This window comes from Bengtsoniella intestinalis, assembly GCF_039719005.1.
Taxonomy (GTDB): domain Bacteria; phylum Bacillota; class Clostridia; order Oscillospirales; family Oscillospiraceae; genus Oscillibacter; species Oscillibacter intestinalis.
Map to the genome: position 1 here is coordinate 1751937 of NZ_CP133584.1, position 13785 is coordinate 1765721.

15 protein-coding genes and 1 pseudogene are annotated in these 13785 nt (G+C 47.2%); 2 read left to right on the forward strand and 14 right to left on the reverse strand.

What is annotated here, in order from left to right:
- The first annotated feature begins 107 nt into the window (after positions 1–107).
- Positions 108–1601, forward strand: a complete 1494-nt coding sequence (gene istA, locus RFF05_RS08510) for an IS21 family transposase (RefSeq protein ID WP_409967410.1) — start codon at positions 108–110, stop codon at positions 1599–1601.
- A complete protein-coding gene (gene istB / locus RFF05_RS08515; protein ID WP_409967230.1) occupies positions 1594–2316 on the forward strand; it encodes an IS21-like element helper ATPase IstB in 723 nt (240 codons plus the stop codon). Before istA ends, istB begins: the two co-directional genes overlap by 8 nt.
- A gap of 54 nt (positions 2317–2370) precedes the next feature.
- Here istB and RFF05_RS08520 read toward each other — a convergent pair.
- The 14 genes and pseudogenes from RFF05_RS08520 to RFF05_RS08585 form a co-directional block, all read right to left on the reverse strand.
- Positions 2371–2631, reverse strand: a pseudogene (locus tag RFF05_RS08520) (sporulation initiation factor Spo0A C-terminal domain-containing protein); the annotation flags it as partial.
- Entirely contained in the window at positions 2619–2858 is a 240-nt protein-coding gene (locus RFF05_RS08525; RefSeq protein ID WP_409967229.1) for a helix-turn-helix domain-containing protein, read from the reverse strand. The gene RFF05_RS08525 and the pseudogene RFF05_RS08520, both read right to left, overlap by 13 nt.
- A gap of 274 nt (positions 2859–3132) precedes the next feature.
- Positions 3133–3564: a hypothetical protein gene (locus tag RFF05_RS08530; protein WP_409969924.1), complete on the reverse strand. Its 432-nt coding sequence runs from the start codon at positions 3562–3564 to the stop codon at positions 3133–3135.
- 123 nt (positions 3565–3687) lie between these two features.
- Positions 3688–4560, reverse strand: a complete 873-nt coding sequence (locus RFF05_RS08535) for a BRO family protein (RefSeq protein WP_409969925.1) — start codon at positions 4558–4560, stop codon at positions 3688–3690.
- Positions 4561–4613: 53 nt separating this feature from the next.
- On the reverse strand, positions 4614–5594 hold the full coding sequence (locus tag RFF05_RS08540) for a ParB/RepB/Spo0J family partition protein (RefSeq protein ID WP_409969926.1): 981 nt from the start codon (positions 5592–5594) through the stop codon (positions 4614–4616).
- The gene (locus RFF05_RS08545) at positions 5587–6405 is read right to left on the reverse strand and encodes a ParA family protein (RefSeq protein WP_409969927.1); all 819 of its coding nucleotides are present in this window, start codon (positions 6403–6405) and stop codon (positions 5587–5589) included. The genes RFF05_RS08540 and RFF05_RS08545 overlap by 8 nt, the downstream gene beginning before the upstream one ends.
- Complete coding sequence (locus tag RFF05_RS08550; RefSeq protein ID WP_409969928.1) at positions 6390–6950, reverse strand: helix-turn-helix domain-containing protein; 561 nt, start codon at positions 6948–6950, stop codon at positions 6390–6392. The genes RFF05_RS08545 and RFF05_RS08550 overlap by 16 nt, the downstream gene beginning before the upstream one ends.
- Positions 6951–7470: 520 nt before the next feature.
- Positions 7471–8235, reverse strand: coding sequence for a class B sortase (locus RFF05_RS08555; RefSeq protein WP_409969929.1), 765 nt, complete (start codon positions 8233–8235; stop codon positions 7471–7473).
- A gap of 61 nt (positions 8236–8296) precedes the next feature.
- Complete coding sequence (locus tag RFF05_RS08560) at positions 8297–9907, reverse strand: BsaA family SipW-dependent biofilm matrix protein (protein ID WP_409969930.1); 1611 nt, start codon at positions 9905–9907, stop codon at positions 8297–8299.
- 36 nt (positions 9908–9943) lie between these two features.
- The gene (locus RFF05_RS08565) at positions 9944–10441 is read right to left on the reverse strand and encodes a signal peptidase I (RefSeq protein ID WP_409969931.1); all 498 of its coding nucleotides are present in this window, start codon (positions 10439–10441) and stop codon (positions 9944–9946) included.
- Positions 10442–10520: 79 nt separating this feature from the next.
- Positions 10521–11375, reverse strand: a complete 855-nt coding sequence (locus RFF05_RS08570) for a BsaA family SipW-dependent biofilm matrix protein (protein ID WP_409969932.1) — start codon at positions 11373–11375, stop codon at positions 10521–10523.
- A gap of 81 nt (positions 11376–11456) precedes the next feature.
- A complete protein-coding gene (locus tag RFF05_RS08575; protein WP_409969933.1) occupies positions 11457–12389 on the reverse strand; it encodes a BsaA family SipW-dependent biofilm matrix protein in 933 nt (310 codons plus the stop codon).
- Positions 12390–12434: 45 nt separating this feature from the next.
- Positions 12435–13043, reverse strand: coding sequence for a hypothetical protein (locus tag RFF05_RS08580; protein ID WP_409969934.1), 609 nt, complete (start codon positions 13041–13043; stop codon positions 12435–12437).
- Between the two features lie 20 nt (positions 13044–13063).
- Positions 13064–13765, reverse strand: a complete 702-nt coding sequence (locus tag RFF05_RS08585) for a hypothetical protein (protein ID WP_409969935.1) — start codon at positions 13763–13765, stop codon at positions 13064–13066.
- Positions 13766–13785: the final 20 nt, after the last annotated feature.

Sequence of the window (13785 nt, forward strand, 5' to 3'; positions counted from 1 at the left end):
AAAAGTGCATAGGTTGGGCTCGTAAAAAAAGAGCCATTGTCAGCACCTCAAAAAAGAGCTACCATTAGTTTGTCTAGAACTAAGGAGGTAGCGGAAAGGTGATAAGAATGGCTCAAAAGAATTATATCAAAGATTTGTACGAAAACCAAGAGAAAAGTCTCAATGAAATCGCAAAAATCACAGGACTCAATTATCGCACGGTGCGCAAGTACGCCCATAAAGACGACTGGAACGATGAGCATCTACCCAACATTCAAGCAGAAAGCTATCCAATTTTAGGGGATTTCATCCCTATCATAGACCAATGGTTAGAGGATGACACCAAAATTCCACGCAAGCAACGACACACAATTTGGCGAATCTATTGCCGTTTACGAGATGAAGAAAAATTCCTCGGTAGCTACTCCAGCGTAAAGCGTTATGTGCGCAAGAAGAAATTCGCCATGAGCAGCCAAACCGATGGTTATCTGCCTCTGGCGCATCCCCACGGCAGTGGGCAAGTGGATTTTGGCGAGCACATCTACAACGACGCCTCATCCAAAGTGCGGACAGGCTACGCCCTAACCCTGTCCTTCCCCAATTCCAACAAGGGATACACCCAAGATTTCCCAGCCCAAAACCAAGAATGCTTGCTAGAAGGCATGAAGCAGATTTTTGAGCACATGGGTGGCGTGCCACCCGTCATCCGCTTCGACAATATGTCTACCGCCGTGGTGAAGGTCCTAGACCATGGTGAACGAGTGCTGACCGATGGATTCACCCGATTCATGCTGCATTACCGATTTAAGGCTGAATTCTGCAATCCTGCCGCTGGCAACGAGAAAGGCAACGTGGAGAATAAAGTGGGATATAGCCGCAGAAACGCCTTTGTTCCTGTGCCGACCATTACCTCCTTCGATACCTTCAACGAACAGCTTTTCGACTGGTGCGAGCAGGATGCACAGCGTCTCCATTACAAGCATCAGATTGAGATACAGGAACTGTGGGAAGCAGATCGTGAGGCGCTACTACCCCTGCCAGAGCACCCTTTTTCGGTGTTCCGTTACGAAAGCTTGGCGGTGAATAAATATGGCTTTGTCACCATTGACACCAATAAGTATGGTCTGTCACCAGCGCTGAGTCGAGAGATTGTGCAAGCGAAAATTTATTATGACTGCATTGAATTTTACCATGACCATACCTTAGTTGGAAGTTATAAAAGAAGTTATGAAACACACCAAGAGTACTATGATTGGAAACAGTATGTTGGCGTTTTATGCAGAAAGCCTGGCGGGGTATCTCACACTCGATTCTTCAACCAAATGCCACCTCTTTGGCAACAGCATCTCCACCAAGCCCAAGGACAGGCACGAAAAAGTGCGCTACAATTACTGGATGAAATCGTCCAAGATGGCAACGCCACCTTTTGCGACGAAGTGCTAGAGTTGGCGCATGAGAATGGCCGCACCGATGCGGATAGTGTCCGCCAATGCTACTACATGATTGCCAAAAAGGAACACCGACCAGAGCCGTTGACTTTGGATATTACCACGCCTGACCTACATTACACGCCAAATTTGAGCGCTTACGACGGATTGATAGGAGGTGATTTACATGGTTGAGCAATACATGAAAACCTTGAAATTAGGTGGTTTGGCAAAAGAGTGGACAAGTGTGGAATACCGAAATAATGAGCAATATCTAACCGATTTATTACAACTGGAGTTGCGAGAACGAGAAATAAACCGCATTAACCGCATGGTAAAAAGTGCAGGATTTGGGGTGCTAAAAACCTTGGATGACTTCACTTGGCGCAATGAAATAGCACTGCCAGTTGGACTAACACGAGAGTATATGGAAGATTTGCAATTTTTGGCACCCAAGGAAAACCTTATTTTTATGGGCGCCGTTGGGACAGGCAAGACCCATCTTGCCACAGCTCTGGCGTTGAACGCCTGCCAAGAAGGACGGCCTGTTCGCTTCTTTACAGCTGCATCTCTTGCCAATATTTTATTGGAAAAGAACAACAAGGGCACCTTGAACAGTTTCTTATCTACGCTAAAAAAGGTGCAGTTAATGGTCATTGATGAAATTGGTTTTGTACCGTTGCACAAAGCGGCAGCAGAGCTGTTATTCCAAGTGATTGCCGACTGTTATGAGCGGAAAAGCCTCATCATTACATCCAATCTGGAATTCTCTCAATGGAATACAGTCTTTGGGGATAACCGCTTGACGGCAGCTCTCATTGACCGCTTGGTACACCATTCGCACATAGTCATCTTCTCTGGGGAGAGCTACCGCTTGACACAATCCATGTCCAGGCAACGTGAGCGTTGAGGCTAGAAGGGACAAAAAAGCACCATTCCTAGGTTTTTTCTCCATAGGATGGTGCGCCATCTGCTCTAACAAAATTCGATTGTGTATCCAAATAAGCTCTGTGATTGTGCGAATGTTGCGCTCAACGCATTGCCAAGTGGTTTTATAGTGTTTGGCTACCTCTGGGTACAGCCACTTGGTGATGAGGAGCAGCCTTTCTGGATTTTGTATGACGAGATAGACGGCGTAGCTGGTATGGAAAAAACCTCGATAGTTGGCGGTGATGCCTAAGGAGTAAAGCAGGCTGTAAATTTCTGCAATGTCTACGCTACCCATTGCAACTCACCCCTCTCCATCTGAAAGGTTTTTGGGTAAAACCCCAGTTCCATGCCATATACATTGCCCAATGTTTGAAGTGTACTCATTTTTGTATCTTTGCTTCCTCGCTCTGCATCCCGAATTGTTCTAACAGAAATTCCACTGCGACCCTCTACCATTTCCTGCGTCATCCCTTGTTCTATACGGAACCCTTTTAAAGCAACGCCAAGTTCATTTCTAGCCATTGTGCACACCTCCTTCTTGTTTTCATTATACAAGAAGAATTTAGCAAATAACAGGAAGCCCACTTCCGTTTTCGACATTTTTCAGCAATTTTTTAAGTTTTTTCTCGCTAATGTTATTCCCCAACGCTGACCCTATGCACTTTTACGCGCCCTTTTTGTGTATTTTTAAGTTGACAAAGACACAGTGGGTAGCTGGGACAAAAAACGGTAAAAAGCAGGGGCATCTTGGGAATACAGGTATATTTGCTTGGGTAGGTGTTGCTCTTTCAATAATTTATGACTCATCATTGGAGACCTCCTGTTCCATATCTGCACAGCAGATAATAAATTTGGCGATATAAGCATCCACAAAAGCGGCTACCACGCCATCGTTGCCAGCCATCCACCACATCACATCTGGCAACGGTTTGTGGAGCGTGTCATATTGCAGACAGATGTGCAAAAATAATTTTCGTTTGGGGAGCCCACTGGCTTGGGCATTGAGCAAGGTTTCTTTGATGGCAGTGATGCAGTCACAGGAATCACAGCTGTCGCAGATGTCATCGTACAAAAAGGCGGCAAAGCTTGAAGCCAGTGTTGAAATGGCTTTTACATTGGCTTCGCTGTTTTCGTCAATGAGATTTGCACGGCGTAATCGTGCAGTGGCGGACGGGTCGAAAGGGTTTGTACCTGCGTGGATATGACTGGGGGGTGCGAGTTGATTCATGTGGGTTCCTCCTTCATTTGGGCAAAAGAAAAGAGCCACCACATCCGAAGATGTAGTAACTCTGTCCTTTTTGGGATTTGATTTTATTGTATTTGTGTCAACGGCGTTGACACAAATTGTGGCTCACTTTTTTTCTGTACCTTCACCAAAGTCACTGGTTACAATGTCGGCCACCAGTTGAGATAGAGTGGTGGCATTGTCAGCGGTCAGAACAGGTTTTCCTGTTTTGGTTTCGATTTCTCGCCGTGCATTGCCTGCCACGCTACCACCACTTTGGGCAACCTGCTTGTTTTCAGCAAAGGTGGCAGGTTGCATGGTTTTAGATAATTCGGTGGTGGTGGCTTCAGCCAACATGGTCAAAACCAGCTCCAAATCGCTCATGTTATCACGAAGATTTTCTTTTTTGAGCCCCTTCATAGCTTTGTATTGCCGTGTGGTGACACCTGACCAGGCCTTTGTGATTTCGTCAGTTAAAATGGCATATTCCGCACCTTTTTTTACTCCACGTTGATCCCATTCGTCGGTGAGATTATTACGGATTTTGATATTCAACAGCCGTTGGGCAATCCATTCCTTGGAGTAACCTTTCTTGGCATAGGTCTCTACAGCACGGTCGATAGATAGCTCTGGGTCAATGGTTTCATCAATTCGCTCTGCGCCAACACGAGCCAGCCACATTTTCATAGGTTCTGCTTTGGGAGATGGAATGGATTGGATGATGCGCAGGATTTGTTCCGTGTCCGCCACATCGGTATTGTATCGTTTCCCGTCGGCTGCTTTCAGTTTCAGTTGCTTACAATTTGTAAGCAACTCACTTCCACCTTCGTCCTTGAGACGTTTTTTCAATACAGCCCAATATGTGCTGGCTGCTTTGGCGGTATTCTGTTCTGTCAAGGCACCAACCACATCAACCACAGAAAAATACCATTTTTCCGCTGTTGCATCCCATGCAGTGCGGATTTGCTTATTTTCAAACAGCTCTAATTCGTTAGGCATGATAAAGTCCTCCTAGGTTTTTTATCTATTATAATACAAATGTACTGACAAATCTACTTCTCCCCATATTTCTGCTTCAAGAATGCCAGAAATTCTTCTTCTAGCTTTTTCTCGTCACCAATCTGCTCCAAGTAGACTTCAAACTTTTTACGCTTAAAGCTGATTTGCTTGACCTCTGGCTTGGGCTTGTGGTATTTGGCCACAACTTTGTGCAAGTCCTCTGGGATATTAGTAGCGTGGTGCATAAACTTCTTGATAAATAGCAAAAGGCCTTCAGTCAAGTCTTTGGGATTGGTTTGATAGACTTCTTGATAAAGCCATTGCTGCACGTCTTTTTCAAAATAGGACAGCGTGACACCCGTCTGTTGCTTGATTTTTTTGGCGTCTACCAAATCTGAAAACTCTTTGGTAAGATAGGTCAGGCGAATATCTTTGCGTACTTGATAGACTGTGACACCAAAATATAAAGCAACTTTATCACGCGCTTTTTCATCTGGATTTAACTTGTGGCGATTTTCGCCACAAGTTAAATCTGCTCGTTTGCCTTGGCACTTTTTTGTTTCCAGTAACGCCCGATAGGCCCAACCACGCTCGCTGGGGAGCAGACCCTGACGGCGTTGTAAGTTAGTAACGGTGGCAATGGTGATGGCACGTTCGGTATCTGCCACTTCGATGCGGGCAGGAATGGTTTCTAGCCCCAGAAGCTTGCAAGCTGCCACACGGTTATGCCCACTTAAAATCTCATATTCGTCTGCTTTGCCATAATATTCTCGAACGATGATTTCTTCAAAAAGACCATTTTCTTTGATGTCATCGGCAAGAATTTGCAAGTTTTCCTCAGAGTAGGGACGAAAACCAATGTTGGCCGCCATGAAAGGTTTGAGGGATACAATGGGCAGGGTTGCCTTTTGCCCCGCTTGCGCTGGTCGGCTCTTGCCGAAGACACCTTCGTAGACTTCATCCACAAAGGCATCGTCGGCTTGGGTGACAGTGGCTCGCTTTTTCATGGCCGCCTGTAAGTCTACTTTAGCCATTGGCAACCTCCTTTGCCATTTCTGCGTAGGCCAACGTGGTGCTGTGGGTGGGGAAGGCACTAAATAAAGAGGCGCCGAACAAGGGGTTTTCTGCCACTTTGATAGATGCACCGATGGGTGTGTGGAACAGGTGAACGTCTGCGCCGTATTGTTCGCTGATTTGCTGTTCCACGCTACGGCAGAGGTTGGTTTGGGATTGATACATGGTCAGCAAAATACCACCGATGGTCAACTCTGGGTTATATCGCTGACGGATGAACGTTACTGTTTCTAGAATGTCAGTCAAGCCTTCCATAGCCAGATAATGTGCCTGCACTGGAACGATGACCTGCGTGGCTGCTGCCAGAGCATTGGTCATGAGCATATCCAGTTTGGGTCCGCTGTCGATGATGATATAATCATATTTGTCACTGACAGCATCGATGACCGTGCGCAAGGCAAATTCGGGACGAGTGTCGCCATCCTCTGTAACACCGCCAGCTTGCTCTACTGACAAGCGTGTGCAAATCCCAGTCAGTTTTTTGTTGGCAGGAAGCAAGTCCATTTTCTCAGTGTGAAGCAAAGTCTTTTGGATATAGTCAGGCAATTCCTCTGGGTAATCCAGTGCAGTGAACAAAAGATTTGCCATGGTATAGCGGAGGGAACTGCCAGTGTGACCAAGCGCCATGGTCAAATTTGCTTTTTGTGGGTCGTTGTCAATCAGCAACACCCGATAGCCCAATTCAGCCAGCCCAGCCCCCAGATTGATGCTTGTGGTGGTTTTGCCAACGCCTCCTTTGGCGTTGCAGATGGCGATTATTTGTGCGCACATTTTGAACACTCCTTCATTATCTTAATATGTTCTTTTGTCTTCCTTGTAAATGCGTAGAAGGTTTGGCTTCCCACAAAATCAATGGCATATTGTTTGGGAATATAATATATATGCCCAAGTTTGAACGAGGCCAGTGTGCCATCAGAAAGCCATTTGCGTATTGTTTGAAGTTGATACCCAAGCAATCGTCGCAAATCCGCAACGGTCAACACGTCTGATTCAAGCTGCCATTGACCTGTTATATATACCTTAATGCGTCTAGATCGGGCGTCGGTTAAATGGCCAGAGGACTCATAACTCTGCATCCATTTGCATCTTGTAATGTGATATTTCTCAGGGTCAGAGTTTCGCTCACGCAAATAAATAATCACATCTTTCTTTGCGATGAAGTACCGTCTGGTTTTTCGCTTGGTGTCAATGACAGGCACTAGATTAGACTGAAAAAGTTGTAATGCCGTACTCTTGCTTATGTGGCAAATTTTGTAAAATTGTTCTTTGCTAATATAATCTGGATATTTTTGGAGCAGTCGCTCATATTGATCCATAATCAAGGTTCACTCCTTAGAATTCGAATTGTAATGACGAGGAAAATCGAATGCTTTGAGTGGTAATTTGATTGTGTAAATTTTAGATTTGTGCCTCCTATGTGCCTCCAACGTGCATAAAATTCCGCTAATTTGAATTTAATATCTTTGCCGAAAAAAGTTGGTATGCTTCAAAACCCTTGATTTCAAAGGGTTTTTTCCGTATAGTGGGGCACAAGAGTAGACTGCAGAATGCTAGGTTCCATTGATTTTTATCGATTCAAAATCCGCCGGTGGTGACACCGTGTCGGTTCGAGTCCGACCACCGGCACCAAAAAATCCGAGTAGATTTATCTACTCGGATTTTTTACTTATTACTTATTACTTTTTCACTCTTCACTACCTTATACAGGATTTTTTGGAAGTAATAAGTAAATGTACGGAATTGAAACGCATCCTCATTGCCTCTATCAACACGGCCAAAAGCAACTAACATCACCCTAACAAAAACCCGAAGTAGAATCTATCTACTTCGGGTTTTTTATCCTTCTATCCGCTGGGCCACCAGCACAAAGCGGATGTTGTCATCAATGCCACTGCAGGTGACCAAGCTGAGCAGATGGTCATCGTAGGTCACATCGTCCAGCGAGCCAAAAAGAGCCGCTTGGTTGCAATGGGCTTGGAACACGGCAAAGGCTTCCTCTGTGTCATAGGTGAAATACCCCTCTGTCCACGTGCTCCCATCTGCCTCTTGGTAAAACCCACAGATGACCTCATAGGTGTAGCGCTGGGTGATGGTGTCCACATAGATGGTGCTGTGGGTGCGGCGGAAGTCGCTGTCTCGAAAGTCCACCAAATCTGCAAACATGGTGCCGTTGTTCATATGATGCCCGTACACCACCCACTGCTGGCTGTCTATGGTGCAGTTTGCGTCTAAAAAGGGCGTGCCACTAAACGAATAGCTCTTGTAAAAATCACGGTGGAGATAGTATTCTGCATCGTTGGGGGTGTGCATGATGGGATAGTCAATCGCGGTGCCAGCAATGGTGACCCAGCCTACAAAATCGTCGTTGAGGGCCGCCAGTTCTGCATATGACACCGTTTCCACCTCTAAAGAGGGCATTTCCACGGTGGATTCTAACCCCTGAGAGACAGTGCTCACCGATTCACTCCGCAATTGGGATAGCTCTACAAAGGTTTCCGCTTCCCTAGATTGCATCATGGTCTGCGCCAACAGTTTCCCACCAAAGATTACAAACACAGCCAAAAAAGCCACGCAACACAATATCAATCCTTTGCGTTTCATGCAATACACCCTCCTTTCCATAAGGGTCTAGGGACACGGCAAGCCGTGTCCCTAGCTGTTTTTATTCGTCTTCCTCACGGTAGCTTCGTTTCAGCTTGACAAGGCAGTACACAAAGCCAAAGCCAGCGGCCGCCATCACGGCCAAGTATTCCAAGAAGTTGCCAATGTCGCCAGTTTGAGGCATATTAATCAGAGGAATATCTAGCTCAGGAATTTCCAAATCGGGGAAGTCAAAGTCTGGGAAGTCTCCCTGTGGCACATCCCCATCGGGAATGTCGGTCAAGGGGTCATCGGGGTCAGTAGTGGGGTCATCGGGGTCGGTGGTGGGGTCTGGATCGGGGTCACTGCCGCCGCCAGAGGACTTGTGAATGACCATGAATTGCCAATCGGTGGTGGCCAAAATGCCAGCGTATTCTATGGGCAAATCTTTGCTCAAGGTAATGGACACATCAATTTGATTGGTTTCGCCAGAGCTATAGTCCCCCAATGGGATGACTTCAAACAAGGTGTCGTCCACGTCTACCCCGTCGGCACTGCCTTGGTAAATCACGTCTCCGTTGTAAGTCACGGTGATGGTGATGTATTCTAGCAGTTCCTCTGCCAATTGGGATTGGGTATCTTTCAAAATAGCTTGCATATACAGGCTATAGGTGCTGCTGTTTAGGTTTTCAATCAGCAGGGTGTCGGTATAGGTTTCACCGGGCATCATGTTCAGATAGCTTAGGAACCAGTTTTCCTCTGGTGCATCTGGGACGAAGGTGAGCACACCGCCACTTTGGCTGATGTAGAGCTTTTTCTCGGTGACAGAGTCGTCACGGGAATAGGACGCACCGTGTGCCAGCGTTTGCAAATAGGCAATGATGGACTGCTCAGAGAGCACGCTACTGCCAAAGCACTCTTCCACTGCTTCTGCCGTGGCTTGGACAGTGGTCATAGTGACAGTTAAGGTGTACTCAGCATTTTCATAGCTCTCGTAGTTTTCCACAAAAGTGGTCACCGTGCCCCATGTGCCGTCGGTTTTTTCCCAAACGGTGTGGACTTCGGTGATGGAGGCCTCAATGCTGGGGTTCATTTCCACGCTGTCGATGAGCCATGGGCTGGAGGTGCCAGCTTCGATGACACCCATGTAATAAAACACTAGATTGCCATCGTCTGCGTCTTCTACCAACAGCCATTTGCCAGCGGCCTCTTCCAAGGTGTCCACCGTTTGCACGCCCCAGCTGAGGACAGAGGCGGTGACGTCTTCGCTGAGGCTGTCACTGAGCATCACCACGTCTTCACCCCATGTGATGAGGGCGGCATATTCTAGGTCGTCTTCCCCTTGGAAGGTGAGGGACAGGGCTTCCCCTTCTTCTGGTGCAATGACATTGCCGTCTAAATCGTAGATATTTTCGGTGCGAATCCATGATTGAGAAAGCTCAATTTTGGCAAACACAGGCACTGTGCCTTCGTTGCTGACCCACACGTCTTTGTTGGTTTCAATACCGGGCATCCAATCGGTGGGGGCGGTAAAGTCTTCTTCTAATACGGTTGTATAAATGCCGGGCTGGAATTCATTGGTGGTGTCGATGGTTTGGTCCCAGTCATAGGCCAAGGTTTCTTTCACCATGCACACACCAAAGCACGCCGCCATGGCAAAAGAACAAATTCTACTTTTTGTGCGTCTTTTCATAGGCTTTGTCCTTTCTACCCCTTGGGGGTGGTTTATTTATTGTGGAACTGGGTTTTCGTCTTTTTTCTTGTCTTTGGGGGTCAAGAGTAGGTCGATGATTAAAATGGCTGCACAGGGAATAATCACCGTCATAGACTTGACATAGGTGACAAAATACCCAGCATACGGGATGGCGAAGCCAATGGTTTTCCCTTCTACCTTGCTGTAGGCCACAGGGTTTACATCTTGGGTTTCGTTGGCATCCCCTTTGGTGGTGAAGGTTTGGTCTGCTGCATTCACAGCCACCACACGGTGGGTGGCCAGACTGGTTTCACCCAAATCGAAGGTAATCACGTCCCCCTCTTGGATATTTTCAAAGGCGGTTTGTTTATAATAGGTGATACTACCCACAGGGTAATTGGGTTCCATACTGCCCGAGATGACCATGGCTGAGTGATACCCCAGCAACATGGGGGCGCCAATGAGCAAGCACAGCAAAATCACGCCATAAACAGCGTAAGCCAAGCCTTTGAACATTGCCAGTAGTACGTTCATAGTGTTCTTCCTTTTTTGGGTGTTTGTTTTATGCCGTGGATGGGGAATGGGTTCCCCATCCACGGTTGGTTGTTAATGATTAGGCTTCAGCTTCGGAGGGGAACCAAGTAATAGAGGTTGGCACATCCCATTCTGCAACTGCATCTTCTGTTGCTTGAGCAGTTTCGCTGATGATGGTCAGAATGTAGTCAGCGCTGGAGTAGCCAAGCTTGCCATCTTCCACAGCAGATTCGCTATAAACATACAGATAATAGCCATCCACAGTTACGTCAGCCAGAGATTCTCCTGCAGCCAATTTGCTCCAAGTAGTAGCATCAAAAGTAGGCGCAGAACCAGCATCATTAGCAACAGCAACATTGATATAATACACGGTTTCGTCATAGCTACCCATGTCAGTGTCTTCAGACAGGGTGATGGCGGTCAAGAAGTTTTCTGCTTTTTCACCAGATTCTAGGACTTCATTGTAATACCAATAGCCGTCATTTGCATTGTATGTCCATTCAGATGCGAAATCAGTTGCGAAGGTTTTTGCAACCACAGAGCCGTCGTTCACGTCATCTTTTGCGGTCAAGCCGTCTTCTGCATCAATTTGGTCACCCTTGGTAGCGGTAGCATCGTCAAAATTTTCATTCTTACTATCAATGGTGATAAAAGCGGTATCTTCACCAGCCACAGTCCAGCTTTCGTCCATTTTAATACGGACAACCAAATCATAATCGCCAGTGTTGGTGACGCCAACCAGCTTTTCAGCTTCTTGACCGGGTTGCCAGTTGCTATCGGGGGCGAAGCGTTCGGTCAGCACATCGCCGTATTCACCAGTGGACATTTTGTTGTCGATTTCATGGGTAGCGTTGTAGAATGCCCAAGTAGCGGCCACGGCCACCACAGCCATCACACCAGCGGTGATGCCAAGTAATTTTTTGTTACGAATCATAATCAATACCCTCTTAATTTATAAATTTTAAAGTTTTAGATAGAGAACGGGGTTCGCCCGTTCCCCACGGATGTAATAATCTTAGACCAGTTCGTCTTCTGCGTCAGCCAGAACCCAGTCTGCGCCAATGCCTGTGGGCACGGTGCCGAACACTGTGTCGATGGCTTCTTGGGTGGGTTGGACAGTTTGGATGGTGACGGTCAGCACATAGTCAGAGCCGCTGTAGCCGGGGATGGTATCATCAAGGTCACGGGCAGCCTTGCTGTAAGCGGTGAAGATAGCGCCTTCAACATAATCACCATTTTCGTCAGCTTCTGCAGCAACAGCCTTGCCGTCTGCATCAACGGTGAAATATGCAGGAGCGGTAAAGGTTTCGCCTTCGGCTACATCGTATGCGTACCAAGTGATTACATCATTTACTTTTTCGCCAGCCAGCTGACATGTGTCAGCATAGTAACCCATGTCAGCATTGCTGAGTAAGGTCACAGATTCCAGCCAGTTGTCAGTGGATGTGCCAGCAGGCAGGTTGATGGAGTAGTAATACCAGCCATCGCCGCCGTCAACCCACAATTCGGAGCTAGAGAAGTTCTTGGTGACGATGGTGTCGTCGTTTGTATAGTAACCGTCGGTTGCGTTTTCTTGATAGGTACCATAAATAGCTAGGTCGCTATTTTCATTATCCTCATTGGCATCATCAGCAGCATCGATTTCTTTATAAGCAACCAATGTACCAGTGGAATCTGCACGACTCCAAGTTTCATCCAACTTGGCACGGACAATCAAAGAGGTTTCGCCAGTGTTTTCCACCATGACAATCTTGTCAACCTCAGAGCCGGGTTGCCAATCTTCACCGTCAGTAGGATTGAAGGTTTCCACCAAGCTAGAGCCATAGGAACTGGTGTTGAAGGGGTTGTCGATGGATGCGGTTTGAGACCAGTAGGCATAGGTCAGGGTCACGGCGCCAACACCCACCAAAGCGGTGATGGACAGGGCTAATTTTGTTGCTTTTTTCATGATAATTTCTCCTCTTAAAAAATAATTTTTTTAGAATTTATAATGTTACGAAGCCACGTTGCTCCATGTGAGAACTGTTTCTGCTTGGGTCATGGTCACGCTCCAATTGGCCAATACCACATCAGCGTCCACTGGGAGGGCTTCCATGGTGATGGTCAGGGAGTAGGTTTTGTCGGAATAGTCGGCGGTGTTGCCATAGCCACCATTGTTGATGGTATTGCTAAAGGAAACACCCGTCATCACCTTGTCAGTGACGTCTTCTGGGGCTAGAACGGAATTGTAATAGTAGTAGTCGCCAAGTTGCGTCCAGTCGTCTTTGAGAGCATCTGTCCAGTTGATGGTGGCACCGTCGTCGGGGTCAGTAAACTCGTTGCCATCGGCATCTGTCCAAACCTCTTTAATGGTGAAGCGAATCACTTGGTCGGTTTCTTCGTGGTTGCCAAACCAGACTTCTTTTTGCTTGGTTTCACCAGCCACCCATTGGTCGAGGGGGTTGAACAATTCTTCCAAATAAACCCCGCTGGCCTTGGTGGACATGGCGTTTTCCACGGTTTTGGTTTGCATATAGTGGATGGTGGCGAACACCGCCACGGTGGTCAGTGCTACGACCAAGGTGGTCACCAATGCGTAGCGTTTAAACTTGCTTCCAGTCATATTGAACTCACCACCTCCTCTTATTGGTCATCGCCCACGTAGTAGACGGTGTATCCATCTTGCGTTGTCATTTGGAACCCGTTGCTTGCGTAGTCGGTGGACTTGGTATAGGTCACATCCCAAGTGACAGAGCCACTGGTGACAGCGCCATTTTTGATGGTGGCATCTGTAAGCGTGCCCTCAACGCCGAAGACCTTTTTTGTGGCATCGCTGTTGACTGCATCCTCATCACTGACTTGCAAGGTTTCCACTTGGAAGAGCAAGGTATAGGTGGCATTGTCTGGGATATCTTCCCCAAAGCTAACACTGGATAACACGTCAGCCGTGGTGTAGTACTCTGGCAACACTTGCTTGTAGTAATACCAGCCGTCGTCATCAGGTGCCCAAAGGTCAACAAAGTCGGTTGTCCAGTTCAGCGTCACGCCGTAGTCACCGTCTAGGAGTTCAGTGTCGGTTTCCCAATACCCAGCGTAGGTGAAGCGAACGAACACAGCGTCTGTGCCGTCATTGGTGAAGGAAACTTGCTTTTGCATGGCTTTGTTTTTCACAATGTCGCCGCTGGGAAATTCTTCTGTAATCGACGTGTCCACTGTGCGACTGCTTAGCACATTTTCCACGCTGACCCTGTGGACATCCCATGCCCACACAGCACCGATGCTACACACCACCAACACCAGCAAGGCACAGGAGAGAATGGCTTTTAATTTGCTTTTTCGGTTCAAAATCTCTCACGCCCTTTCTG

Coding starts and splice junctions, on each gene's coding strand:
- istA (WP_409967410.1), top strand. CDS start 108: ATGGCTCAAAAGAATTATATCAAAGATTTGTACGAAAACCAAGAGAAA.
- istB (WP_409967230.1), top strand. CDS start 1,594: ATGGTTGAGCAATACATGAAAACCTTGAAATTAGGTGGTTTGGCAAAA.
- RFF05_RS08525 (WP_409967229.1), bottom strand. CDS start 2,858: ATGGCTAGAAATGAACTTGGCGTTGCTTTAAAAGGGTTCCGTATAGAA.
- RFF05_RS08530 (WP_409969924.1), bottom strand. CDS start 3,564: ATGAATCAACTCGCACCCCCCAGTCATATCCACGCAGGTACAAACCCT.
- RFF05_RS08535 (WP_409969925.1), bottom strand. CDS start 4,560: ATGCCTAACGAATTAGAGCTGTTTGAAAATAAGCAAATCCGCACTGCA.
- RFF05_RS08540 (WP_409969926.1), bottom strand. CDS start 5,594: ATGGCTAAAGTAGACTTACAGGCGGCCATGAAAAAGCGAGCCACTGTC.
- RFF05_RS08545 (WP_409969927.1), bottom strand. CDS start 6,405: ATGTGCGCACAAATAATCGCCATCTGCAACGCCAAAGGAGGCGTTGGC.
- RFF05_RS08550 (WP_409969928.1), bottom strand. CDS start 6,950: ATGGATCAATATGAGCGACTGCTCCAAAAATATCCAGATTATATTAGC.
- RFF05_RS08555 (WP_409969929.1), bottom strand. CDS start 8,235: ATGAAACGCAAAGGATTGATATTGTGTTGCGTGGCTTTTTTGGCTGTG.
- RFF05_RS08560 (WP_409969930.1), bottom strand. CDS start 9,907: ATGAAAAGACGCACAAAAAGTAGAATTTGTTCTTTTGCCATGGCGGCG.
- RFF05_RS08565 (WP_409969931.1), bottom strand. CDS start 10,441: ATGAACGTACTACTGGCAATGTTCAAAGGCTTGGCTTACGCTGTTTAT.
- RFF05_RS08570 (WP_409969932.1), bottom strand. CDS start 11,375: ATGATTCGTAACAAAAAATTACTTGGCATCACCGCTGGTGTGATGGCT.
- RFF05_RS08575 (WP_409969933.1), bottom strand. CDS start 12,389: ATGAAAAAAGCAACAAAATTAGCCCTGTCCATCACCGCTTTGGTGGGT.
- RFF05_RS08580 (WP_409969934.1), bottom strand. CDS start 13,043: ATGACTGGAAGCAAGTTTAAACGCTACGCATTGGTGACCACCTTGGTC.